This is a genomic window from Streptomyces sp. WAC07094 (genome assembly GCF_036320405.1).
Taxonomy (GTDB): Bacteria; Actinomycetota; Actinomycetes; order Streptomycetales; family Streptomycetaceae; genus Streptomyces; species Streptomyces lannensis.
Genome location: NZ_JAVMJZ010000001.1, coordinates 7924170 through 7948248, shown reverse-complemented (window position 1 = coordinate 7948248; position 24079 = coordinate 7924170). Strand labels below are relative to the sequence as shown.

The 24079-nt window shown below is 72.1% G+C and carries 21 protein-coding genes and 1 pseudogene; 9 read left to right on the top strand and 13 right to left on the bottom strand.

Annotated features, from left to right (window positions below; translation table 11 throughout):
• Positions 1-201: 201 nt before the first annotated feature.
• Positions 202-459 (top strand): DUF1876 domain-containing protein, encoded by a 258-nt coding sequence (locus RCR19_RS35625; protein ID WP_059131904.1) that lies wholly within the window; start codon positions 202-204, stop codon positions 457-459.
• Between the two features lie 85 nt (positions 460-544).
• Here the strand turns inward: RCR19_RS35625 and RCR19_RS35620 are convergent, their stop codons facing one another.
• Positions 545-2914: a glycosyl hydrolase family 65 protein gene (locus RCR19_RS35620; RefSeq protein WP_331268871.1), complete on the bottom strand. Its 2370-nt coding sequence runs from the start codon at positions 2912-2914 to the stop codon at positions 545-547.
• Between the two features lie 76 nt (positions 2915-2990).
• A complete protein-coding gene (locus RCR19_RS35615; RefSeq protein WP_331268870.1) occupies positions 2991-3866 on the bottom strand; it encodes a universal stress protein in 876 nt (291 codons plus the stop codon).
• 797 nt (positions 3867-4663) lie between these two features.
• On the opposite strand from RCR19_RS35615, the gene RCR19_RS35610 reads away from it, so the two are divergent.
• Together RCR19_RS35610 and RCR19_RS35605 are read left to right on the top strand one after the other, a co-directional pair.
• Positions 4664-5119 (top strand): cyclic nucleotide-binding domain-containing protein, encoded by a 456-nt coding sequence (locus RCR19_RS35610; RefSeq protein ID WP_059131906.1) that lies wholly within the window; start codon positions 4664-4666, stop codon positions 5117-5119.
• 45 nt (positions 5120-5164) lie between these two features.
• Positions 5165-5818, top strand: coding sequence for a CBS domain-containing protein (locus RCR19_RS35605; protein ID WP_331268869.1), 654 nt, complete (start codon positions 5165-5167; stop codon positions 5816-5818).
• A gap of 51 nt (positions 5819-5869) precedes the next feature.
• Here the strand turns inward: RCR19_RS35605 and RCR19_RS35600 are convergent, their stop codons facing one another.
• From RCR19_RS35600 to RCR19_RS35580, 5 genes are all read right to left on the bottom strand, one after another.
• Entirely contained in the window at positions 5870-6376 is a 507-nt protein-coding gene (locus RCR19_RS35600; RefSeq protein ID WP_331268868.1) for a hypothetical protein, read from the bottom strand.
• A 183-nt stretch (positions 6377-6559) separates the two neighbouring features.
• The gene (locus tag RCR19_RS35595) at positions 6560-7282 is read right to left on the bottom strand and encodes a CBS domain-containing protein (RefSeq protein WP_331268867.1); all 723 of its coding nucleotides are present in this window, start codon (positions 7280-7282) and stop codon (positions 6560-6562) included.
• A 328-nt stretch (positions 7283-7610) separates the two neighbouring features.
• Positions 7611-8051 (bottom strand): pyridoxamine 5'-phosphate oxidase family protein, encoded by a 441-nt coding sequence (locus RCR19_RS35590; protein ID WP_331268866.1) that lies wholly within the window; start codon positions 8049-8051, stop codon positions 7611-7613.
• A 72-nt stretch (positions 8052-8123) separates the two neighbouring features.
• Entirely contained in the window at positions 8124-8801 is a 678-nt protein-coding gene (locus RCR19_RS35585) for a pyridoxamine 5'-phosphate oxidase family protein (RefSeq protein WP_331268865.1), read from the bottom strand.
• Between the two features lie 6 nt (positions 8802-8807).
• A complete protein-coding gene (locus RCR19_RS35580; protein ID WP_331268864.1) occupies positions 8808-9890 on the bottom strand; it encodes a zinc-dependent alcohol dehydrogenase family protein in 1083 nt (360 codons plus the stop codon).
• 441 nt (positions 9891-10331) lie between these two features.
• Here RCR19_RS35580 and RCR19_RS35575 point away from each other — a divergent pair.
• Positions 10332-10505, top strand: a pseudogene (locus tag RCR19_RS35575) (PAS domain S-box protein); the annotation flags it as partial.
• Positions 10506-10743: 238 nt separating this feature from the next.
• Here the strand turns inward: RCR19_RS35575 and RCR19_RS35570 are convergent.
• From RCR19_RS35570 to RCR19_RS35560, 3 genes are all read right to left on the bottom strand, one after another.
• Positions 10744-13125 (bottom strand): phosphoketolase family protein, encoded by a 2382-nt coding sequence (locus RCR19_RS35570; protein ID WP_331268863.1) that lies wholly within the window; start codon positions 13123-13125, stop codon positions 10744-10746.
• A gap of 83 nt (positions 13126-13208) precedes the next feature.
• Entirely contained in the window at positions 13209-13469 is a 261-nt protein-coding gene (locus RCR19_RS35565) for a hypothetical protein (protein WP_331268862.1), read from the bottom strand.
• 358 nt (positions 13470-13827) lie between these two features.
• Positions 13828-14736 (bottom strand): universal stress protein, encoded by a 909-nt coding sequence (locus RCR19_RS35560; RefSeq protein ID WP_331268861.1) that lies wholly within the window; start codon positions 14734-14736, stop codon positions 13828-13830.
• A gap of 408 nt (positions 14737-15144) precedes the next feature.
• On the opposite strand from RCR19_RS35560, the gene RCR19_RS35555 reads away from it, so the two are divergent.
• A complete protein-coding gene (locus RCR19_RS35555; protein ID WP_331268860.1) occupies positions 15145-15828 on the top strand; it encodes a CBS domain-containing protein in 684 nt (227 codons plus the stop codon).
• A gap of 277 nt (positions 15829-16105) precedes the next feature.
• Complete coding sequence (locus RCR19_RS35550) at positions 16106-16807, top strand: response regulator transcription factor (RefSeq protein ID WP_331268859.1); 702 nt, start codon at positions 16106-16108, stop codon at positions 16805-16807.
• Positions 16808-16881: 74 nt separating this feature from the next.
• Here the strand turns inward: RCR19_RS35550 and RCR19_RS35545 are convergent, their stop codons facing one another.
• Positions 16882-18597 (bottom strand): GAF domain-containing protein, encoded by a 1716-nt coding sequence (locus RCR19_RS35545; protein ID WP_331268858.1) that lies wholly within the window; start codon positions 18595-18597, stop codon positions 16882-16884.
• 224 nt (positions 18598-18821) lie between these two features.
• Between RCR19_RS35545 and RCR19_RS35540 the strand changes: the two genes are divergently transcribed.
• The 3 genes from RCR19_RS35540 (at position 18822) to RCR19_RS35530 (ending at position 22548) form a co-directional block, all read left to right on the top strand.
• A complete protein-coding gene (locus tag RCR19_RS35540; RefSeq protein ID WP_331268857.1) occupies positions 18822-20012 on the top strand; it encodes an AI-2E family transporter in 1191 nt (396 codons plus the stop codon).
• Between the two features lie 89 nt (positions 20013-20101).
• On the top strand, positions 20102-21676 hold the full coding sequence (locus RCR19_RS35535; RefSeq protein ID WP_331268856.1) for a N,N-dimethylformamidase beta subunit family domain-containing protein: 1575 nt from the start codon (positions 20102-20104) through the stop codon (positions 21674-21676).
• 116 nt (positions 21677-21792) lie between these two features.
• Entirely contained in the window at positions 21793-22548 is a 756-nt protein-coding gene (locus RCR19_RS35530) for an NUDIX hydrolase (RefSeq protein ID WP_331268855.1), read from the top strand.
• A gap of 36 nt (positions 22549-22584) precedes the next feature.
• Here RCR19_RS35530 and RCR19_RS35525 read toward each other — a convergent pair whose 3' ends face one another.
• Complete coding sequence (locus tag RCR19_RS35525) at positions 22585-23283, bottom strand: SDR family oxidoreductase (protein ID WP_331268854.1); 699 nt, start codon at positions 23281-23283, stop codon at positions 22585-22587.
• A 164-nt stretch (positions 23284-23447) separates the two neighbouring features.
• On the bottom strand, positions 23448-24017 hold the full coding sequence (locus RCR19_RS35520) for a TetR/AcrR family transcriptional regulator (protein ID WP_331268853.1): 570 nt from the start codon (positions 24015-24017) through the stop codon (positions 23448-23450).
• Between the last annotated feature and the right edge of the window lie 62 nt (positions 24018-24079).

Genomic DNA, 24079 nt, shown 5'->3' with positions numbered 1-24079 from the left:
ACGTCGGCGGCCGCCGATCACCCCGGTGCGCCGATCGGCGGGCATCCGGACGACTGGACCGGTGCCCGTCGGCAGGCGCAGGCTGAGAAGGGGGACGCCCGACGCGGGACACCCGGTTCGGAGGACCCGCGGGCAAGGCTCTCGGCGCGCGCCCTCGAGCCTTTCGGCCGCGCCGCACCTCAGCGCACGGAAGTGATCACCATGGAAGCCAAGCAGTGGACCGTGCAGATCTACATCACCGAAGAGGGCGACGACACCCATGCGCGTGCCGTGCTCAGCACCCAGGACACGTCGATCGTCACGGGCCGGGGCACCGCCCGGCGCAATCCGACCGACCGGCCGATCCCGGAGATCGGCGACGAACTCGCCGCCAGCCGCGCGCTGGAGGACCTCGCCATCAGGCTGCACGACGTCGCGTCCGACGACATCGTGGCACTGGCGGGCCACGTCGTGCCCTGACCGCGCACCGAGCACCGACCCGGTGCGCGCACGGTGACGGGAGTGGGCAGCCCGGCCCGCGGGGACCGCGTATGGCGCGGGCCCTTCAGTCGGGGAGCTGCACCCGGCGTGTCTCCCCCGGCTCGATACGCAGCGCCCGGCCCGGCAGCCGGATGTCGATGGAGGTGCGGTCGGACGGCGGCACCGCGATCTCGAGCCCGCCGCAGTCCACCCGCATGCGCACGCCCCAGTGGCTGCGGTAGCGCACGGAGAAGCCGAACGACGACAGCTCCGGCAGCGGCACGGGGTTGAGCAGGAGTGCTCCGTCGCGGGACTCGAAACCGGTGAGTCCGCGCTGGACGAGGTCGAGGGTGCCCGCCATGGCCCCGAGGTGGATGCCCTCCCCCGTGGTTCCGCCCTGCACATCGGCCACGTCGCCGAGCAGCGCCTCCTGGCAGCACGACCATGCGTCGGCGCGCCTGGCCCGGGCGAGGACCCAGCCGTGGACCAGGCCGCTGAGGGTGGATCCGTGACTGGTGCGGGCCAGGTAGTAGTCGACGGTGCGCCGCCAGACGTCCTCGTCGAGCCGATGGCCCAGCCGGGCGAACAGCTCCCGGAGCTCGTCGGGCCCGAACAGGTAGCCGAGCATCAGCACGTCTGCCTGCTTGGACGCCTGGTAGCGGTTGGCGCTGTCGCCCTCCGCCTCCAGGATCCGGTCCAGGCGGCGGATGTCGCCGTACCGCTTGCGGTAGCCGCCCCAGTCGAGTTCCGCGAGATCGCCGTAGCCCTGGAACTGGCTGATGACGTCGTCGTGGAACGGCACATGGAGCGTGCGGGACAGCTCCTCCCAGCGGTCCGCTTCGCCGGCGTCCAGCCGGGCTCGCTCGACGAGTTCCCGCCGGCGCGGTTCGGGGAGCTCGCGCAGCACCTGCAGCGCGCGGGTGAGCACCCATGCGGCGGTGACGTTGGTGTACGTGTTGTCGTCGATGCCGGGGGCGGGCGCGTCCGGGTAGGCGTCGTGGTACTCGTCGGGTCCGACGACGCCGAGGATGCGGTGCCGGCCGAGGCCCTCGTCATAGGTCGCCGAGTCGGCCCAGAAGCGGGCGATCTCGAGCAGCATCTCGGCACCCTTGGTGTGCAGGAACTCCGCGTCGCCACTCACCTCGCAGTACTGCCACACGTTGTACGCCACGGCCGAGCCGACGTGCCGCTGCAGCCTGGTGTGGTCGGGCAGCCAGCGTCCCGAGCGCGGGTTGAGGTGGACCTCCTGGGACTCCTCGCGCCCGTCGCTGCCGCTCTGCCACGGGTAGAGCGCCCCGCGACGGCCGAGGGTCCGTGCCGCGGCACGGGCCTGGTCCAGACGCCGGTGGCGGTAGCTCAGCAGGGCGCGGGACACCTCGGGGAAGTGCAGGTTGAGGTACGGGAGCACGAACAGCTCGTCCCAGAAGACGTGCCCGCGGTACGCCTCACCGTGCAGTCCCCGTGCGGGTACCCCCACGTCCAGTTCCGCGGTGTGCGGCGAGAGTGTCTGCAGGACGTGGAAGAGGTGCAGCCGCAGCACCCGTCCGGCCTCCCCGGGCACGTCCAGGTCCGCACGGCGCCACAGCTGGTTCCAGGCGGTGAGATGAGTGGCGAGCAGTTCGTCGAAGCCGGGGGCCGCGGCCACCCGGTCGATCGCGGCGTCCAGCGGGTCGCTGATGGCGCGGTCGCGCGAGGTGTGCAGGGCGACGGTCTTGTCGACGGTGACGGTCCGTCCGGGTGGCAGGTGCAGACGTGCGGACTGCACGGCACGGGCGGCGGGGTGCCGCGTGGTGACGGAGGCGTCGACGGTCAGGCGGCCCGCCAGACCGACCCGGATGTCGGAGGTGCGGGTGCGGCAGCGCAGCCACGCCGTGTCCGGAGCCGCGGTGCCGGTGTGCACATGGACCAGATGGCAGCCGTCCAGGTCCTGGTAGCGCGGCACGCCCGCATTGGTGACGCCGCCGTCGAGTGCGGCCTCGACCTCGAGCTCGACGGCGGTGCCTTCGGCGGTGAACTCGGTGCGCAGCGCGGCGAGATGAGGGTCGGCCATGTGCACAAGACGCCACTGGCGTACCGACAGTGTGCCCGGCTCGCCGTGGCCGTACCGGGTCCGGCGCTCCAGCAGGCCCGAGGACAGATGAAGCGTCTGGTCGTGGCCGAGCACGGTTCCGCTGTCCGGCGTCAGCCACTGTTCCCCTGCCGGGCGGAACCGCAGCGGAAGCCAGTTGGGAAGGTTGACCAGATCCTCGTTCTCGATCCGGCGTCCCTCGACTTCCGAGGTGAGCCGGTCGTAGCAGCCGGCCACATAGGTTCCCGGATAGTGCACATCGTCGGCGACGCATTCGGGCAGTGCGCCGCGCGTGGCGAAGTAGCCGTTGCCCAGTGTGCACAGGGATTCCCGCAGTCGTTCCTGCACAGGGTCATAACCCTCGTACTTCCAGGTCCAGCCGGTCACTGCGGGGTCCTTCCGCGAGCGCTGCTGCGAGGTCGGGTACTAAGCCGTCGGCACCAGTCTCGACCGTTTCGGACCGTCACACCCGTCGCGGCACGACCGCGACCGGGCAGTCCGCGTGGTGCAGCAGTGTCTGGGCCACCCTGCCGAGCCGGAGGCCGAAGCGGACCGGCCGTCGCCGAGCGCCTATGACGACGAGGTCGGCGGCGGCCGAGCGCTTCAGCAGCACCGTGCGGGCCGGGCCCTCGACCGTGTCCCGGCGTACCGTGACGTGCGGGTGGTCCCGGATCGCGTCCTGGAGCAGGACGTCGAGGAGGGCGGACGCCCGTTGCTCGCACCGGCGTGCGAATGCCTCGGTGAGCCGGGGGTGGTCGGTGCTCTCGTGGGCCGGGAAGCGCCAGGCCCGAACGACGTCCAGGACGCAGCCGCGCGCCTCGGCCTCACGGAAGGCGAAGGACAGGGCCTCGCCGATCGCGGCCGGATCCGCGGCCCCGAGCAGGATCCGCTCGTGCACGCCGGTCAGGCCGGCCTTGTCGCCGCGCACCACGATCACCGGGCAGCGGGCCCTGGCGGCCACGGCCCGGCTCACGGAACCGAGGAGCAGGCCCTTGAACTCGCTGCGGCCGCGGGATCCGGTCACCAGCGCGACGGCGTGGTAGCCCTCGCGCAGGAGGGCGTGGACCGCGCCCTCGGCCTGGACCTCCGAGGTGACCCGCACCCGGGGGTCCCGCCGGCGAGCGCGCTCAGTCGCCGAGCCGATGATGTTCTCCGCCATCATCCGCCCGGCAGGCCGCTCCCGGCCTTCGGGCGACGTCGAGCCGTCCCCGGGTTCCGGGAGGGCCGCGTGCACCACCCGGAGCGGCAGACCGCGCCGGACGGCCTCGTCCACGGCCCAGTCGACGGCCGCCAGGCTGAAGTCCGATCCGTCGACGCCCACGACCAGGGGCAGCTCCATCCTCTCCACCGCCTTTCGCCGGGCCGCCGAGGCGAGCACAGGGCTCCTCCGTCTCACGGTCGCACCCGGGCCCCCGCGCACTGCAGGGGCGGTTCGGCCCTCGGAGGGGACGTTCGGCCCCGGCGGCCGCAAGGAGGCGGCGGGCACGGCATCAGGGCCGCTCCCAGCGCCACGGGGGCCGGTCGGCCCTGGCGGTTCCACGGCACACGTGGTGTCCTGAAGACGACGGGAAGGACCCGGCGACCGACGCGGAGAAGCGGCTGACGGCCGCGCACCGCGCAATCTGGATCCGGGAGAACCGGATGGGGTCCTTCCCGCCTCGCCCCGCCGCCTTCGAGGACTCCGGTGTGCCCCTTCGGCGGGAACGTCCGTCGGCCGCAGCCCGCGTCGGCATCACGTCCGCTCGCGGTTCCGGCGGCCTCGACCGTGGACGGCATCGCCCGCACCCCCTGGAGGGGGCGTCGTGACACAGCGCCCGATGGGCCCGTTCGTCCCGCTCATCGGGCGGGGCGGCGCGCTGCCTCGAAGGTGGGGCCGAAAGACCCCCCGCCGGGACCGGGCGGCCCGTGTTGCCGTACACCGTGGGACGCCCACGCTGGAGTCAGGAAGTCCACGGCATTCCGGAGGGGCACGATGACGAGCCGTCCTGCGAGCGCCGTCCCGGACCGGACGGGGCTCGATGTCCCGGTCGAGCCCGTGGCCGCGCGGGAGGGGCGTCCGCTCCCCCCGACGGCGGTCCGCTGTGCGCGTGGGCCCGGCGACCGGCTGCGTCGCCCGGAACGAAAGGACACGGAGCGATGACCTCTGCCACCACCATGACCGCGGCTCTGCCTGCCGCCTACCGTGAACGGCTGATGCGGATCGCCCGCGAGGTGTCCTTCGACGAGGGGACGCGGCTGTTCGAGGAGGGTCGGCACGCCGACCGGTTCTGGATCGTCCGAACCGGCACCGTGGCGCTCGACCTGCATGTGCCCGGCCGTCGTTCGGCCGTCATCGAGTCGCTGGCCCGCGGTGAACTGGTCGGGTGGTCGTGGCACTTCACCCCCCATGTGTGGCAGATGGGGGCGGAGGCGATGACTCCGGTGCGCGCCTACGAGTTCGACGCGGCGACCGTCCGGACGTTGTGCGACGAGGACGCCGAGTTCGGCCGCGCCATCGCGGTGTGGGTCGGCCGGGTGCTCGCTCACCGACTGCACGCGGCCCGCACCAGACTGCTCGACCTGTACGCCCCCTACGGCAGCGGATCCCGCTGAGAACCGATACCACCCGACCGCACCCGACGCCCCGAGGAGGAGACCGTGACCGGCAGCCCGCACCACGTGGACGATGTGATGACCCACTCCGTCGTCGCCGTCGGCCGTGCCGCCCCGTTCAAGGACATCGTGAGGCTCATGGAGCAGTGGCAGGTCAGTGCCCTGCCCGTGCTGGAGGGCGAGGGACGCGTGGTGGGTGTCGTCTCCGAGGCGGACCTGCTGCCCAAGGAGGAGTTCCGCGACACCGATCCGGACCGGTACACGCAGCGGCAGCGCCTGTCCGACCTGGCCAAGGCCGGAGCGATGACCGCCGAGGAGCTGATGAGCGCGCCGGCCGTCACCGTGCGCCCGGGGAGCACCCTGGCCCAGGCGGCCCGCATCATGGCCCGGCTCGGGATCAAGCGTCTCCCGGTCGTCGACGGCGAGGGCATGCTCGAGGGCGTCGTCAGCCGCGCGGACCTGCTGAAGGTGTTCCTGCGACCGGACAACGACATCGCCGACGAGGTCCGACGCGATGTCGTCGACATCCTCTTCCAGGCTCCGGCCGAGCCCGTCCACGTCATGGTCACCGAGGGTGTCGTCACCCTCACCGGGAAGGTCCCGGACGCAGCCCTGATACCGGTGGCCGTCCGCCTGGCACGCGCCGTCGAGGGAGTCGTCGACGTGGACTGCCATCTGTCCGGGAGCGAGATGGGATGACCCGCGCCGGGGCGGACGCCCGGTCCGTCCCGGCGCCGATCACCGGCCCGGTCAGCCGATCGTCCTGCGCCACCTGGGGCCGACGGACTCCCACTCCCGGTCCCATTCCTCCATCCGCCGTCGATCCAGCCGTCCGCGCGCGAACAGTCCGCACACCAGCATCCCGCCTGCGGCACAGGCCCCGACGAGCGAGCCGACGAGTCGGGCCTGCACACGGGCCTGATCGTCACCGACCGGCCTGGCGACCAACTCGCCGCCACGACTCGTCCACACCGTGACCGCGGTGCCGGCCCGCTGCCCCGGCTCGACCTTCGTCAGACCGGTGTGCGTGACTCCGGCGACGGTCCAGCTCACCTTGGCCCACACACTGCCGTCGCTGTACTCGGGGACCCCCTGCGGTGCCCTTGCCGCGTCCTCCACCTGGACGGCCTGCACCGGGTGCGCATGGGCGTTGCGCACGGCCACCGCGTGATCCGCCGCTGCGGCCGCCGTCCGTCCCGCCACCACTCCGGCCAGCAGGACGAACACCCAGGTCGCGAGCACGATCCACGCTTCCATACGGTCGCTGCTACGGCGGAGCGGATTACGCCGCCACCGCCATGTCCACGCCCGTGACCTTGCCTTCGCCCTCACCTTCCAACTGCGACGTGTCCTCGCCATGGGTCGTCACCTTCTTCCGCGGCTGCGGACCGTGACGTCTCCCGCCCGAATGCGGAGGACGCCCCTGCGGTGCGCGTCGGTTCACGTGATGCTTCCGGCTCTCCAGGGCCATCGGGCGGTGTCGCCCTCGGGGAGGTCGGGGTCCAGGTCCGGTACTCGAGGCGGTCCCGCGAGCGCGCAGTCCACGTCCACCACGCCCTCGATGCCCAGAATGAGCCGGGAGACGACGGGTACGAGCGTGGTGTCCCGGACGCGGCCGGTGAGCCGTACCACGCCGTCGTGCACCTCCACCCGGACCGGCTCCGGCGGGGCGGGGAAGAGATGGGCGACGACCTCGTCCCGGATCTCCTCGGCGATGTCCTCGTCATCCCGAAGGAACACCTTGAGCAGATCGGAGCGGCTGACGATGCCGAGCAGCGTGCCCTCGTCGCTCACCACGGGCAGCCGCTTGACCTTGGCCCGCGCCATGGTGCGGGCGGCCTGACCCAGGGTGTCGTTGGCACGGACGGTGACGGCCGGCGCGGTCATCAGCTCCTCCGCGGTCACGGCGCCGGCCTTCACCAGGTCGGACAGGCGGTCGAGGCGGTCGTAGCGGTCCGGATCGCCGCCACGGAACTCTTCCTTCCGCAGCAGATCGGCCTCCGAGACGACGCCCACGACCCGGTTCTCCTCCCCCACGACCGGCAGCGCGCTGACGTTCCACTGCCGTATCGCCTTGACGATGTCCTTGAAGGTGGCGGATCGGCCGAGCGCGACGACCCGCTGGGTCATCACATCGCTCACGAGGTGGGGAGTGCCGTGCATGGTGTCCTCCGGTGATGCTGCTGGGCGGGGACAGGGTTACGACACCTTCAGGGTGGATCACCGGCCGCAACTCTGCATGGGCCAAGTGGCCCTGCACCCTGTCCCGACCGGCTCTCGATCGGCGTATCGCGCCGCGAAACGCCTGGTCAGCGGGGTGACGTGGGTCGTTCGAACACCTTTGACGAAGGATCTCGCGGGGCCGTGACCGCACCGCCTCGCCCCAGATGTCGCGACACGGACGCGGACGGCACCGTCCGTGGGCGTCCGCCGTGGCCCGGGCGCGTCCGGGATGCGTCACCGCAGGGCCGCCGCGGTGCCGTCGGTCCGCTCAGTGGGAGGGGTCGAGCCCTCGCAGAGTGCGCCCGCCCATCAGCGCCCGGCCCGTCACCAGCTCGGGCTCGATGCGTACGAAGACCTCCTCCGGCGACGTCACCCAGGAGCGCGGTCCCGTCCGGGTCAGTCGCTCGCGTTCCACGGGATCGGTGACCACCGCGGCCGGCCCGGTCACGACGACGCTCCAGCCCGAGTGCGCGACCGCGTCGACCTCGTCGGCCTCGAAGGCGACCACCGACCCGTCGATCGCGCGGACGAGCTCCGAGGCCGCCGATGTGCGCAGCAGCACCGCGCCGTCACCGTCGAGGCTGAAGTTGAGCGGAAGGACCGCGGGCAGCGCCTGGCGGGTGTGGACGATACGGCCGACCGGGACCTTCGCCAGCAGACGCAGGCACTCCTGGCGGTCGAGTTCACGGAAGCCGTCGTTCGGATACATGAGTCAGTCCGTCTTTCGCCTGGGGCGGCGGCGCGGCCGCCGAGACCTCGTCCTCGGCGCTGCTCGGAGGCATCAGGTCACGGTGATGCGCCGCCCGGTGATGGTGTCGGGGTCGATGCGGATCCACAGGTCACGCTCTCCGCCCGCCCATGGGGCGCTGTACGCCTGCTCGTCCAGGCGCCGTATCTCTTCCGGGTCGGTCACGGTGTCGGCGGTGCCGCGCACCAGGACGCTCCAGCCCTGGCTGAACGCGGGGTCGATCCGGTCGACCTCGAAGGCCACCCGGGCGCCCGCCACCCGTGACGTGGCGTGTTCGGGGGCGGTTCTGAAGACGATGGCTCCTGCGTCGACCCCGTAGTTCACGGGGAGGATCTCCGGCCCGGTGGCCGTGTCGATCGCGAGTCGCCCCACACCGTGTGTGGAGAGCAGGTCGTGACATTCCTCCGGGGTCAGCTCGGTGAACTGCGGGTGCCGCCCCGCCTGTCCCAGACCGGGCGGCAGATCGACGTCGCCGCCGGTCAGTTCGAGCACGGTGGTCTCCAGCGCGCCGGCCAGACTGAGGAGGCTGCTCATGCCCGGCGCTGCGGTCGGCTGCGACTCCAGGTACTGGAGGTAGCTGGGTGCCATGCCCGCCCGGTCGGCGGTCTCCTCCAGGGACAGTCCGAGTTCTTCGCGTCGCAGAGCGATCCGGCGTCCGAGGTTGCCCGCGGGATGGCCCGCCACCGCGCCCGACGGTCCCCGTGCGGCCATGGTCCGTCACATCCTCTCTCCGGCCGCCCGGACGGCGACCACCTCGTGCTGCTGACCGCCCAGTACCACCTTGAGGGCACCGGTGTCGGCGCCCCGGCCGAAGACGTCGTACGCCTCCTCCATCCGGTCCAGCGGGAAGGTGTGCGTGACCAGGGCGGAGGTGGGCAGCCGGCCGGCGGCCGCCATCTTCAGCAGGGTGGCCGTGGAGTAGGTGTCGACCACCCCCATGGTGATCGTCACGTTCCTGATCCACAGATCCTCGAGGTGCAACGTGACGGGCTTGCCGTGCACACCGACGTTGGCCACGTGTCCGCCGGGCCGCACCATGCGGGTGCACAGCTCGAAGCTCTCCGGCGCGCCGACCGCTTCGATGGCCACGTCGGCGCCGAGACCGTCGGTGAGGTCGGCGACCAGTTGCTCGGGGGCCTCCCCGGGATCCGCCACGGCATCGGCGCCCAGGCTCTTGGCCGCCTCCAGCCGGGTGCCGGCGATGTCCACGGCGATGACACGTTCGGGGGCGAACAGCCGGGCCGTGGCGATCGCGGCGAGCCCGACGGGACCGGCCCCCACGACGGCGACGGTGTCACCCGGCCGCACATGCCCGTTCAGGACACCGACCTCGTAGGCCGTGGGGAAGATGTCGGCGAGCAGTACGGCGTCCTTGCTGTCCACCGTGCCGGGCAGCGCGTGCACCGACAGGTCGGCATAGGGGACGCGCACGTATTCGGCCTGCGTACCGTCGATCACATGGCCGAGGATCCAGCCTCCGCCGCCGCGGCACTGGCCGTACGTTCTCTCCCAGCAGTAACCGCACCGGCCGCAGGCGGTGATGCAGGAGACCAGGACGCGGTCCCCGGGCTGCACGGTGTGCACGTCACGACCCGTCTCGACTATCTCGCCGACCGCCTCGTGCCCGAGGACCGTGCCGGGGCGCACCTCGGGCACATCGCCCTTCAGGATGTGCAGGTCCGTGCCGCAGACGGTGGCGGTGTCGACGCGGACGATGGCGTCGGTCGACTCCTTGATGTCGGGGTCCGGAACCTCCTCCCAGGAGGAACGTCCCGGGCTGTGGAAGACGAAGCCCTTCATGTCGAACCTTCCTTCCTCTCCCCGGGTCGCAGTCCCGGGGACTGTCCGGAAGCCGGAACGGCGCGGGCGACCGGCACGGCGCCGGTGTCGCCCAGTGGACCCAGCTTGTTCCGGCCCTCCGGGGATCCGCTTGGGCCGGTCGGCCCTCATCAGGCGCCGGACGGGACCGTTCCGGGCGGGGCACTTGCCGGCTCAGGGCCGGGGCGTCGGTGGGTGGCTTCCGGTCGGCTCCGGCGTCTCCCCGACGTCCGAGCCGCCCGTCCGGGTGTGCTGCGACCGGGCGGACCCGGACCATGAGCGATCATGCCGGTCGCCGCTCGCGGACATGTCGAGCGTTGTGGGGCCACCAAGCGACATGCCGCCGCGAAGCCCCGCCGGTTGCGCTGAGACGACCCCCGTCGAACTCCTCGCCCCGGCCGCCTCCACGCCCACCACACCGAACACCGCAACGCCTACGCCCACAAGCAGCGGGTCCGACCCCTGGGCGCCGGACTCGACCTGTACGGACTGCGCAAGGACGGCACCGAGTTCCAAGTCGAGATCAGCCTCAGCCCCCTCGAGACCGCCGACGGCCTCCTCGTCTCCGCCGCCGTACACGACGTCACTTCGAGACGCTGCGCGTCACGCGTTGCGCCCCAGCCGCGCCTCGCGGCGGACGACGACGAGTCCGGCCGCGGACCGCTGCTCGTACGTGCGCTCGCCCACGACTGGGGTGTGCGCCCCACGGACGAGGGCAAGACGACGTGGTTCGGTCTCACACTGTGAGGACCCGGTGCTCCCGCTCGGGGACCGCGTCCGTCCGGGCCGGGGCGTGCCGTTCGTCGGCACGAACTCCCCCTGCGCGCAGGGGGAGTCAGGACGTCCAGCTCCAGTCGGCGACCTCAGGCAGGTCCGTGCCGTGTTCGCGGATCCATGCGTGGTGGCGGGCGCGGACGTCAACCATCTGCTGACGTACGCCGGCCGCCCGCACGGCCAGTCCGGGCACGCGGTCGATGACATCCATGACCAGTCGGTAGCGGTCCAGGTCGTTGCGGACCACCATGTCGAACGGCGTGGTCGTGGTCCCCGACTCCCGGTACCCACGCACATGCAGGTTGCCGTGGCCGTGCCGGCGGTAGGCGAGCCGGTGAACCAGCCACGGATAGCCGTGGTAGGCGAAGATGACTGGCTTGTCGGCGGTGAAGAGGCCGTTGTACTCGAAGTCCGTCATGCCGTGCGGGTGTTCCTCCTGCGGCAGCAGCCGGGTCATGTCGACGACGTTGACGACGCGCACGGCCAGCTGGGGAAGGTGACGGCGCAGCAACTGCGCCGCGGCAAGCACCTCCTGGGTCGGTACGTCGCCCGCGCAGGCAAGGACCACGTCCGGCTCGGAGCCGTTCTCGGTGCCCGCCCACTCCCAGATGCCGGCGCCGCGCGCGCAGTGGACGCGGGCCTGGTCCATGGAGAGCCAGTCGAAGCACGGCTGCTTGCCCGCCACGATGACGTTGACGTAGTCGCGGCTGCGCAGGGCGTGGTCCGCCACCGACAGAAGGGTGTTGGCGTCCGGCGGGAGATAGACGCGGACGACCTGCGGGCTCTTGTTGAGGACGTGGTCGACGAAGCCCGGGTCCTGGTGGGAGAAGCCGTTGTGGTCCTGGCGCCACACATGGGACGTCAGCAGATAGTTGAGGGAGGCGACGGGCGCACGCCAGTTCAGCTCGCGCGATGTCTTCAGCCACTTGATGTGCTGGTTCACCATCGAGTCGACGATGTGCACGAACGCCTCGTAGCAGGAGAACAGGCCGTGCCGTCCGGTGAGCAGATAGCCCTCCAGCCAGCCCTGGCACAGATGCTCGGAGAGGATCTCCATCACCCGGCCGTGCCGGTCCAGGTGCTCGTCCACCGGGAGCACCTCGGCCTGCCATGCCTTGCCGCTGGCGCCGAAGACGGCATCCAGCCGGTTGGAGGCCGTCTCGTCGGGCCCCACCAGGCGGAAGTCGCGGCGCGCCGTGGTGTCCTTCATGATCTGTTCGAGCAGGCCGCCCAGGACGCGGGTGGGTTCGTGCAGGGTCGCGCCGGGCTTGTCGACGGGCACCGCGAAGTCGTCCAGGGAGGCGATCGGGAGTTCACGTACGAGCAGCCCGCCGTTGGCGTACGGGGTGGCGCCCAGCCGCCGCGCTCCGTCGGGCACGCAGGCCAGCACCTCGGCACAGGGCCGGCCGTCGGTGTCGAAGAGTTCCTCCGGCCGGTACGACCGCAGCCAGGCCTCCAACTGCCGCAGGTGCTGCGGGTTCTCGCGGACGCCCGCCAGCGGGACCTGGTGCGCCCGCCAGGTGTTTTCGACGGGCACGCCGTCCACCTCGGCCGGCCCGGTCCATCCCTTCGGGGTGCGCAGCACGATCATCGGCCAGTGGGGTCGCTGCGTGACGTCCTCCTCGCGCGCCGTGCGCTGCAGCAGTGCGATGCGGTCGAGTGCCTCGTCGAAGGCCTGCGCCAGCGCGCGATGGACCTGGACGGGGTCGTCACCGGCGACGGTGATGGGCTCGTGCCCGTATCCCCGCAGCAGCTCGTCGAGTTCGGGCTCCGGGAGCCGGGAGAGCACGGTCGGATTCGCGATCTTGTAACCGTTGAGGTGAAGGATCGGCAGGACCGCACCGTCGTGCACCGGGTCGAGGAACTTGTTGGAGTGCCAGGACGCGGCCAGCGGTCCGGTCTCCGCCTCTCCGTCACCGATCACACAGGCGACCAGCAGGTTCGGATGGTCGAACGCGGCGCCGTAGGCGTGTGCGAGGGAGTAGCCGAGTTCACCCCCCTCGTGGATCGAGCCGGGCACCTCCGGAGCGACATGACTGGGTACTCCGCCCGGGAACGAGAACTGCCGGAACAGCCTCTCCATCCCACGGGCGTCCCGTGTCACGTCCGGATAGGTCTCGCTGTAGCTGCCTTCGAGCCAGGAGTTGGCGAGTACCGAGGGCCCGCCGTGTCCGGGCCCCCATACGCACAGGGCGTCGATGCCGCGCTCCTTGATGACCCGGTTGAGGTGGGTGTGGACGAGGTTGAGCCCGGGCGAGGTGCCCCAGTGGCCGAGCAGCCGCGGTTTGATGTGCTCGGGCTTCAGGGGCTCGGTCAGCAACGGGTTGGACATGAGGTAGATCTGTCCCGCGGCGAGGTAGTTGGCGGCCCGCCAGTGGGCGTCGAGCGCGCGCAGTTCCTCGTCGGTCGGTGCGGTGCCGTGGTGCTGTGCGGCCTCGGGCATGGGTGACTCCACGGGTCGTCGACGGTGCTCATCGGGGCGGCGGGTCCGCCACGGTGGGTGCGGGTTGCTGCGGACACTGCCGGTCACGCTCTTCGGGCAACGACGGCGACCGGGGCTGCCGCGGCACCGGCAGGGCACGAGGGGTCCGGTTCGTGCTCGTCGGGCGCCTGCGTCGCGGCGTGTGCCGGTACCACCGCGTGCGCCGGGGCGGCGCGTGCGACCCGACCGGTCGGGAAGCCCTCGACGCCGCTCGTCGTTCCGGTGCCGAGAACCAGCGGTTCGGCCGCCTTCGCCGGATCCGCGGGTGCCGCGTCCGGGCCGCGGTTCCGGTACCCGATGCTCACTTCACCTTCGCGGCGGCCCCGGCGCCTCGAGGGCGTACGCGCCCCCACTGCGGCCGGCCGGATCCCGGCCGCTGTGTCGAGGCCGACGACGGGCGGGGCATGGCGTCCACCTCCTGGTCGTGGTTCCCGGTCCCGGTGTCCGATTCCAGCGTCATGGCGCCGGGGGAAGGCGGGGCAGGGGCCGCAGGTCCCGAACCGGGGCCGATCGGCCCATGAGCCGCCGCCCCGGGCAAGGCGGACGTGAGGAGGGTGGTCCTGCCGGCAGCGTCGGCGGACCCGGACGATCGGCGTGCGGTGGCGGCGTACGGGTCGAGGACGGGCGACCGCGGCGGGTGGTCCGTACGGACCGGGACGCGGTTCAGGAGTGCGGGACGACGGCGACCGGGCAGCGGGCGTGATGGAGCAGGGCGTGGGTCACGGAACCGAGCTGCGTGCAGAGCCGGGTGTCCCGAGTACGGCGCCCCACGACCACGAGGGAGGCATGGGCGGACTCCCGGACCAGCTCTGCTGCGGGCCGCCCCGCGGTGACGGTCTCGGACATCGTGACACCCGGGCACTTCTCCGCCCAGGGGCGGAGCATCGCCGCCATCAGGTCCTCCTCGTCGGCGAGCAGTTCCGTGTCGTGCCCCGCGCCGGAGCGCCCTTCGGCGGCGTTGTCCAGCGCGGCACCGAGGGCGTGGACCACGCGAAGCGACGCCCCGCGGCGCCGGGCGGCGTCGAAGGCGAACGCGATCAGTTCGTCGCAGGGGTGCCGGGTGTCCATCCCGAGGACGACGTCGCGGTACGGGGTCTCGGGTATCTCCTCGGGGGAGACGCCGTCCAGGGCCGGCAGATGCTCGTCGGTGCACGCCTCGAGGGCTCTGACGAGCACGACGGGGCCTGGGGACCTGGCGACGACACGCTGGGACACCGACCCCATCACGAACCCGGCGGCACGGCCGAGGCCACGGGACCCCAGTACGAGCAACTCCGCGCCCTCGGCCTCCCCGAGCAGCACCGTGACCGGGGAGTCGGGCACCAGCAGATCCTCCACCGGCAGTCCCGGATGGGCGGCACGGACACTGCGGACCGCCCGCTCCAGGGTCTGCTCCGCCCAATCCCGCGGGCCGGGTTCCTCGGCCGCGGACGGCGCAGGCGACACCGGCCACTCACCGGCGTGCACGAGTCGGAGCGCGGCACCACGACGCAGCGCTTCCCGGGCCGCCCAGTGGGCGGCCGCGAGGCTCTCGTCGGTCTCGTCGACTCCCGCGGTGACGTGCCGAACCATGGTCCGCACCTCCTGCGTCCGAGTTGTTCCGCTCTTGCCCTCGAGCCTCCTGCGTGTACGGCCCGTGCCCGGTGCGCCGGTCGACGCCCGATCCGCCGGGACCGGGCCCGTCGTCCGCGGCGGCGAGGTCCGTCCGCGGTGCCGAACAGCCGGGCCCGGGGCCGGGCGGCCCATGGCCCGCACCCGGATCCGGAGAGACGCTGGAGTCGACGGGTCCCCGCACCTGGAGACCGTCGTGAACGACCCTCCGACAACCAGCATGCTCCGCGGGCAGCCCACCGGGCACCGCGAGCGCCTGATCCGCACGACCCGCGGGGTGCGATTCCCGCTTGGAACACGACCCCGGGAGCACTCCCGGCTCTCCCGGACAGCCTGCGGCGACCGCCGCCCCCGACCGGAGGAGACGCCATGTACGGCACCCCTCACATCGTCAGCGATGTGATGACCCAGACGGTCGCCGCGATAGGCCGCCGTGCCCCCTTCAAGGAGATCGTGCAGATGATGCACGACTGGAGGGTCAGCGCCCTGCCCGTCCTCGAGGGCAAGAGCCGCGTCGTCGGCGTGGTGTCGGAGGCCGACCTCCTGGCGAAGGAGGAGTTCCGCGACAACGGCTCCTCGGGACACCGCCCGCCCGGAGGTTCCCCGTTCACCCGGTTGCACGGGCCCGCGGACCCGGCCAAGGCGGACGCGGTGACGGCCGAGCAGCTGATGACCTCGCCGCCGCTGACCACCCGTGCCGACGCGACGCTCGCACAGGCCGCGCGGACCATGGCGCGCCACGAGGTGAAAAGGCTCCCCGTCGTCGACGAGCTGGGCGACCTCCAGGGCATCGTCAGCCGCGCGGACCTGCTGAAGGTGTTCCTGCGGGACGACGAGGAGATCGCCGAGGAGATCCGGCGCGAGGTGGTGGCGTATCTCTTCCGGCCCCCGGCCTCGTCCGTGCGCGTCGAGGTCGAGGACGGGGTGGTGAAGCTCGGCGGCCGGATCCGGGACACCTCCTTGGTGCCGGTGGCCGCACGTCTGGCCCGGTCCGTCGAGGGTGTCGTGGACGTGCAGTTCCAGCTCGCGGAACCTCAGGCCGCTCCGACGTAGGCGGCGCGGCACCGCATCCGGCGTGCCGATGTCCGCCGGATGCGGTCGCCCCGGTACGTCGGCCGTCGCACACACCCTGCGCGGGACCGGCCGTGCGCGGCCGTGCGCGGCCGTGCGGCGCGACGGCATGAGTCGCTGGTCCGGTACGAGGGGGCCGGTGAGGGAGCATGGTGGTACCGGGGGCCGGTCGGCCCTAGTGCTCACCGTGCCCGCCGGACGACGATCGTCGGCGCGGGCAGTCCGCGGTCCGCCCTCCACCGGGAAACGAGAGGTACCCATGGCCGAGGCACGCACCTTCAGCGAGCAGCATCCGATCCGGGTCTTCCTGCTGGACGACCACGAGGTCGTACGACGCGGCCTCGCCGATCTGCTGGACACGGAACCCGACATCTGCGTCGTCGGCGACGCCGACACGGTCGAGCACGCGCTCGCCCGCGGCCCGGCGGTTCGGCCGCACGTGGCCGTCCTGGACGTACGCCTTCCGGACGGCGACGGCATCACCGTGTGCCGCGAGCTGCGCAGCCGGATGCCGGAGCTGGCCTGCCTCATGCTGACCTCGTTCGACGACGAGGACGCACTGCTCGACGCGATCATGGCGGGAGCCTCGGGTTACGTGCTCAAACAGATCAAGGGGGCCGACCTGGTCTCCGCTGTCCGGACCGTCGCCTCCGGGCAGTCCATGCTCGACCCCGCGACGACCGCCCGGCTGATGCACTCGCTCCGCGCCGATCCCGCCGAGCAGCCCGCCGTGGCACCCGAGCTGGCGGGTCTTTCGCCCCGCGAGCGGGACATTCTCGCGCTCATCGGTGACGGTCTGACCAACCGGGAGATCGGCAAGAAGCTCTACCTGTCGGAGAAGACCGTCAAGAACCACATCTCGCGGCTGCTCGCCAAACTCGGCGTGCAGCGCCGGGTCCAGGCCGCGGTCCTCGCCTCGCAGCTGGAGGGGCCCGTGCCCGGGGACCACTCCGCCCACTGAGCCGCGGCGTCCGGGGCCACAGGGCTCTCATCGTGGGGTGCGGCGTTGCGGCGCCGCACGATCGGGCCGCGGGCTCAGCGCACCGGCACCCGCCACATCAGGCGTGTGCCGCCGCCGGGACGGTCGCCCACGGTGAGAGTGCCGCCCAGCGCGTCGGCCCGTTCCTCCAGGTTCCGCAGCCCGCTGCGGGCCACGCCCTGCGGTACGCCGCAGCCGTCGTCGGCCACCGTCAGGGTCAACTCGCCGCCGGCGAACCGCAGGTGGACGTCCACGGAATTCGCACCCGAGTGCCGTGCCGCATTGCTCAACGCCTCGCCGAGTACGGCGAGCGCATGGTCGGCCACGTCGCCGGGGACATCGGTGTCCACCAGTCCCTCGATGCGCAGCGCGGGAGTGAAACCGAGCGTGCCTGCCGACACCTGCACCGCCTCCGACACACGCCTGCGCAGACCGGCCTTCTCCGGCCCGCCGCCGTGCGCGCGCAGCCCGAAGATCGTCGAACGGATGATCTTGATGGTCTCGTCCAGGTCGTCGACGGTCCGTGACAGCCGCTCGGCGGCTTCCGGGTGGTCCACGAAACGCTGGGTGCTCTGCAGGGTCATCCCGGCCGCGAACAGCCGCTGGATCGCGAGGTCGTGCAGATCGCGGGCGATCCGGTCGCGGTCCTGCAGCAGCGCGATCTGCTCGGCGTCCCGGCGCCGCTCGGCCAGTTCCAGCGCCAGAGCGGCCTGCCCTGCGAAGCCCAGGAGGGGGCCCGCATCGGTGTCGGTGAACGGCGTTCGCCCCGCGGTGCGCCCCAGCACCAGCACCCCGATGGACTTGCCGCTCGCCACGAGCGGCACGCCCACCACGGACCCCAGCCCGGCCCACAGGACGGAACCCTGGTCGATCCGCGGGTCCTGCTGGATATCGGGGCTGATCACCGGCTCCGCCGTGCTGAATGCGGCTTCCACGAAACCGTCCTGCCCCGACATCACCAGACCCCTGCGCCGCTCGGCTTCGGCACCGACGGCGAACAGCGGCCGCAGCACCTCCTCCCCGGCGACCCGCTCGGCGATCATCCCCACATCGGCGGAGACGATGCCCCGCGCCTGCTCCACGATCAGTTCCAGCACGTCCGCGCTGGGGGCGCCCGACAGCAGCGCGCTGGTGACCTGGGAGCTCGCCCGCAGCAGGCGCTCACGCAGCCGCGTCTCCTCGTAGAGCCGGGCGTTCTCGATGGCGACGCCGGCCGCCACCGCCAGGGTGGCGAGCACGGCCTCGTCCTCGGCGTCGAACTCCGCGGCGGCGCGCTTCTCCGTGAGGTAGAGGTTTCCGAAGACCTTGTCGCGCACCCGGATGGGCACGCCGAGGAAGGAGTGCATCGGCGGATGGTGGTCGGGGAAGCCGTAGGACGCCGGGTGGTCCGAGAGCTCCGCCAGACGCAGCGGCTCCGGGTGCCGGATCAGCTCACCGAGGATGCCGTGCCCGCTGGGCAGCGCGCCGATCTTCTCCCGTTCCTCGTCGCCGACGCCGATGGTGAGGAATTCGGAGAGCATGCGGTCGTCGCCGATGACGCCCAGGGCGCCGTACTCGGCGTCGACGAGCACGACCGCCGCCTCGACGATGCTCCTCAGCGCCTGCGGCAGATCGAGTTCCCGCCCGACCGACAGCACGGCCTCCAGGAGGCGGTGCACCCGGTCCTGGGTGCCGCGCGCCGCATCGATACGGGCCTGCAGCTCGTCCAGCAACTCGTCCAGCCGCAGCTTGGGCAGATACTGCTCGGCCGGGCCACGTCCTTCCGCGCTCATCGCTCTCCTCCGACCGAATCACTCAGACAAGGTGCGGATCACCGGCAACTTCCCGGCCCTTACGATACTGGCTGACGGGCCGGAGCGAGGGTCGTCGCTCACCTGGAGTGACCAGCCGTCCGGCCGCCCGAGCCGCGGGAGCTCTCTCCCGCAGGGCCTCCCCCGACGTGCGCGGGCGCGTTGCACGCAGCCCCATGTCCGCTTTGCCCCTACTGTGCTGTGGAGTGACCGACAGTCAGGACGCGGGAGACGCGGTGGCGGATGCGGGCGACCCGGGGCGAGAACGCAGGAAGGGCGCTGTGGTGCTCGGCAGCCGGCCACCCCGCTCCGTTCGTGTCACCCGCCGCGCCCCGGCCGCCCCTCGAGTCGTCCCGGCCGAACACACGGTCCCCTGGCTGCGGGTCGCGGCCGCCTACGCGTGGCGCCTCGTCCTTGTCGGGGTCGCCGTCTACGGCGTCTTCATCGTGCTGGGGCGCTTCCACCTGGTTGCCGTGTCCCTGTTCCTCGCCCTGGTCGTCACCTCGGTTCTGCACCCCGTCGCCGACCTGCTGAACCGGTGGCTTCCGCGGCCCCTGTGCGTGGCGATCTCCCTGGTCGGCAGCCTTGTCCTGGTCCTGGCGCTGCTCTCCCTGGTGGGCGAGGCGGTGGCGGGCGAATGGTCGGGGCTGACCGGGGAGTTCCGCGGCGGCATCCGTCAGATCCAACGCTGGCTCGAACGGCCGCCGTTCCGGGTCAACCGCGGCACCCTGGCCGGCCTCCAGGACCAGATCTCCTCCTACCTCGCCTCCCACCGCGCCGACCTGCTCAGCAGAGCCGTCAGCGGCCTGGGCAGGGTCGTAGAACTGATCACCGGGGCCGCCCTCGCGCTGTTCTCCTCCGTGTTCTTCATCCACTCGGGCGAACGCCTGTGGTCGTGGGCACGCGACACGTTCCTGCCCGTCGGCGCGCGCCCGACGTGGGACCGGGCCGGACACGCGGCCTGGCGGACGTTCGCCGGGTACACCCGGGGCATCATCATCGTGGCGGCCACCAACGCCGTTCTCGTGGGGATCGCCCTGTTCGCGCTCCGGGTGCCGCTCGCGCTGCCGCTCACCCTGCTGGAGTTCTTCGCCGCGTTCGTGCCCCTGGTCGGCTCGCCGATCGCCCTCGGTGTGGCGACCGTCGTCGCGCTCGCCGGCCGCGGCCCCCTCACGGCCGCGGCCGTTCTGCTGCTCATCGTGGTCATCGGGCAGATCGAGGGACATCTGCTGCATCCCCTGGTGATGAGCTGGGCCGTTCGCCTGCACCCGCTCGTCGTCGCGGTGTCCGTCATCGCGGGCGGCATCGTCGCGGGGGTGATCGGCGCGGTCGTGGCCGTCCCCTTCGTCTCGGTCGCCTGGGCGGTGATACAGGCGCTGCGCTCCGCACCCTCGTAGCGTCCGGCGGCCCGGGGCGCGCGGCCCGCGGCGCCGTGCCACGCTGGCCTCGGAGCGGTGACGCGTCGGCCGGAGGCACGGGAGGCGATGTGGGCCCCGAGGAACGAGGCACGCCGGAGGACGGCCGACCACACCCGTGGCCACTGGGACGCAGGCGCTTCGTCGGTGCGTGCGCCGCCGCCGGGATCGCCTCGGTGACGGCCGCCGCCTGCGATCCGGCACCGCCGGCGCGTGGGCACCCGAAGACCTCCCACCTCCCGGAGGTGGAACGGGACCTTCGTGGGTCACCCGACTGGCGTATCGGCAGCGAGGGCCCGGCGACGGCCGTGGCCGGCTACGCCGACCGGGTGAGCGTCGTGCCGGGCGAGGAGTGCGGCCTGTACGTCTCGACCACCGCGCGCTCCTTCAGAGTCTCGGCCTTCCGCGTCGGCTGGTACGGCGGGGCCGGGGCCCGCCTCGTCTGGCGCTCGCCCCGCGTACCGGGCCGCGTCCAGCCCGAGCCGCGCCTGCTGCCGCAGACCCGCACGGTCCGCGCCGACTGGCCCCGCACGCTGACCTTCAGCACGACCGGCTGGCCCGAGGGCGCGTATCTGCTGCGCCTGGACGCGGACAACGGCCATCAGCGCCATGTGCCGCTGATCGTGCGTTCCACCCGGGGCGCGGGGCGGACGGTGCTCATGCACGCCCCCGCCACCTGGCAGGCCTACAACCGGTGGGGCGGCTACAGCCTCTACGACGGCGCCTCCGGCGGTTACGCCACCCGCTCCCTCGCCGTCACCTTCGACCGGCCCTACGACGCCGACGGCGCGGAGAAGTTCCTGGTGTACGAACGGGCGGTGGTGGTGCTGGCCGAACGGCTCGGCATACCGCTGGCGTACACCACGGGCACCGACGTGCACCGCGACCCGGAGGTTCTGCGCGGCGCGGCGGCCGTGATCGCTCTGGGCCACGACGAGTACTGGACCCCCGAGCAGCGCCGGCATGTCACCCTGGCCCGCGACGCCGGCACCAACGTCGCCTTCCTCGGCGCCAACACCTGCTTCCGCCGGGTCCGCATCGAGCGGGGCGAGACGCTGCCCGACCGCACCGTGGTCTGCTACAAGTCCTCGGTCCGGGACGACCCCTGCTACGCCACCCGGCCGGCCCTCGCGACCACCGACTTCCGCCAGGCCCCGGCGGCCGATCCCGAGTCCTCACTCACGGGCGTGCTCTACGAGGGCTACCCGACGGACGCGCCGTACGTCGTCCACGCGGCGGACCACTGGCTGTACGAGGGAACCGGGGTGCGTCCCGGCGACGGCTTCGACCACCTGGTCGGTGTCGAGTACGACCGGGTCACGCCGGGCGCCAACGTGCCCGGACCGCTGGAGATAACGGCCCATTCGCCCCTGGTGTGCAACGGTCTGCGCAGCCACAGCGACTCCGCCTACTACACGGTCCCGGGCGGTGCCGGCGTCTTCGCCACGGGCACCATGCGCTGGGTGGAGGCGCTCATGGCGGGCACCGCCGACGGCGGTCGCGACCACGGCATGGACGCCCGTACCGGGGTCTTCGTGACCCGCACGACGGAGAACCTCCTGCGCGCCTTCGCGGAGGGTCCCGCCGCCCGCCACCGGCCCGTTCCGCGGCCGAACACGGACGAGGTGTACGGGAGCACGGGCTGAGGAAGGCGCCCGGGGAGCCGCGGGCGGACGGTTCGCGCGCCGGCACGGCCGTCAGCCCGCAGCCGCGGGGCGCTGACCGGCGATCGGTGTGAGGTCCGGTGTGACAGCATGAGCCGGTGATCAAGCCACCGCCGGGATCCTCCGGCGTCGACCTCCTGGACGTACGCAGCATCCGCTTCGTCGAGACCGCCGCTCCGTGGCTGTCCTGCGAGGAACAGGCGGCCCTGGACCGCGTCTGGGAGGACGCGGTCCAGGCCAACCCGAACCTCTTCGACGGCCCCGTGGCGGCCTGCGCCGGGCTGGAGCGCGAGGACCCGCACGGCCTGGTCATCACCTGGGCGCGGACGACGTACCGGCACTACGCCCTGCGGCGGGTGAACGGAACAGCCCGCCGTCTGCCGGCCATCTTCGTGAGCGCGCTCCAGCCGACGGAGGACGGGCGTCTGATGGTGGGAAGGATGTCACCGGCCACGGCCGCACCCGGCCGCTGGCAGTTGCCGGGTGGTTCCCTGGAGCCTCCGGTCGGCGACGGGCTGCTCGATCTGGCCGCGCTCCGCGGGCACGCCGCACGGGAACTGGTCGAGGAGACCGGGGTCGACACACCCGCCGAGGACCTGACCCTGTGGCGTGTCACGCTCGGCGCCGGCGGCAACGTCGGCGCTCTCTTCACCGCGCCCAGCCGGCCTGTGTCCTTGCTGCACGACCGCTTCCAGGCTCTCGTGGTCTCGGAGAAGGCGCTGGGCCGCGAACCGGAGCTGGACCGGTTCGCCCTGGTCCGCTCACCCGCCGACCTGGCGCGGCTGGCCGGACCGCACGTGGACTACCTGGAACCGGTCGTCCGGCTGTACACGGCAGCCACGCCCCCTGGATGACCCGGCCGCACCCTTCCTGAGGCCCGACCCTCGGGGCTACCGGAGCTGCTCGTACAGCGACTCCAGGTCCCCGGCCAGTGCCGCCTTGAGACCGCGTGTGACGTCGTCGACCAGCACCTCGTGGGCTCCCGCCTCGATGCCGTCCAGTGCGGCCACCGCAACGTCGCGGGGGCTGGACTTGGGGGCGTCGACGTGCGCCGCCATGTCGGTGTCGACATACGCCACATGCAGGCCGGTGACCGTGATGCCGCGCGGCTTCAGGTGCAGGCGCAGGGAGTTGGTCTGCGACCACAGCGCGGCCTTGGAGGCGCTGTAGGGGGTGCCGTCGGCCAGCCAGGACAGGGCGGAGTGGAAGTTGAGGACGTGACCGCCGCCGTTGCCCTCGATGATCGGCACGAACGCGCGTGTGACCAGCAGCGGACCGTAGAAGTTGATCTCCATGTCGCGGCGTACGTCGTCGATCGACGAGTCCAGGTACGAGGCGTGGCTCGAGGCGCCGGCGTTGTTGATCAGGACGGTGACGTCCCCGGCCTGAGCGGCCACGGCCGCCACGGAGGCGGGGTCGGTGACCTCCAGCGCCAACGGCACGGCGTCGGGATGCGTCACCGTGCGGGGGTCGCGCGCCGTGGCGTAGACCTTGCCCGCGCCGCGTGCGTACAGCTCTTCGACCAGGGACTTTCCGATGCCCCTGTTGCCGCCGGTGACGAGGACGGCCGCGCCCTTGAGAGCAGTCATTTCTTACCTCCAAGACAGAAAACCGATCGGTTTCACGACACCGTAAACCGATCGGTTTCCCGCATGCAAGACGTGGCCCCGCTTTTTAGTTTGTTTTTCCAACCCAAGGTCTGCGGGGCTGCCCGCCGGTCCCGCTCACGGCCCTCGCACCCGTCATCGACGGGTCAGCGCACGCCCGCGGCGTCGAGGAGGGTGTCCACCATCGGGCCGACGAGGCCGACCAGGGAGTCGGCGCGAATCCCCGCACGGGCGCTCGCCCCGTCGAAGACCAGCACCAGCTGGCGGGCCAGCAGCTCGGGATCGACGGCCCCGCCCCGTTCGGCCTCGGCGCGGAAGAACTCCGCCAGCTCCTGCTTGATCCGGCTCGCGACGCGACTGGCCGGGTGGTCCGGGTCCTTGAGCTCGACCTGGACGGCCAGATACGGGCAGCCGCGATAGTCCGGCAGGGCGGCCTGCGACTCCACCTGCTCGAAGACGTACCGGATCCGCTCGCCGGGTGAACGCTCTTGGTCCGCGCCGGGCAGGAGCGGCGCCATGGCGGCGGGGGCACGCTCCTGCAGGCTCGCCGCCAGCAACTCGTCCTTGCTCTCGAACAGCTGGTACATCGAGCGTTTGGAGACGCCCGCCGCCTTGCACAGTGCCTCGACACCGACGCCGACACCCTGCAGATAGGTGAGCGTGGCCGCCGCTTCCAGCAGTCGCTCCCGGGAGCTCTGCTTCACGTCAGTGGTCATATGCCGAGGCTAACTCCGTACCGCCCGAGAGGAAACCGACCAGTTTACGGTCATGAACACAA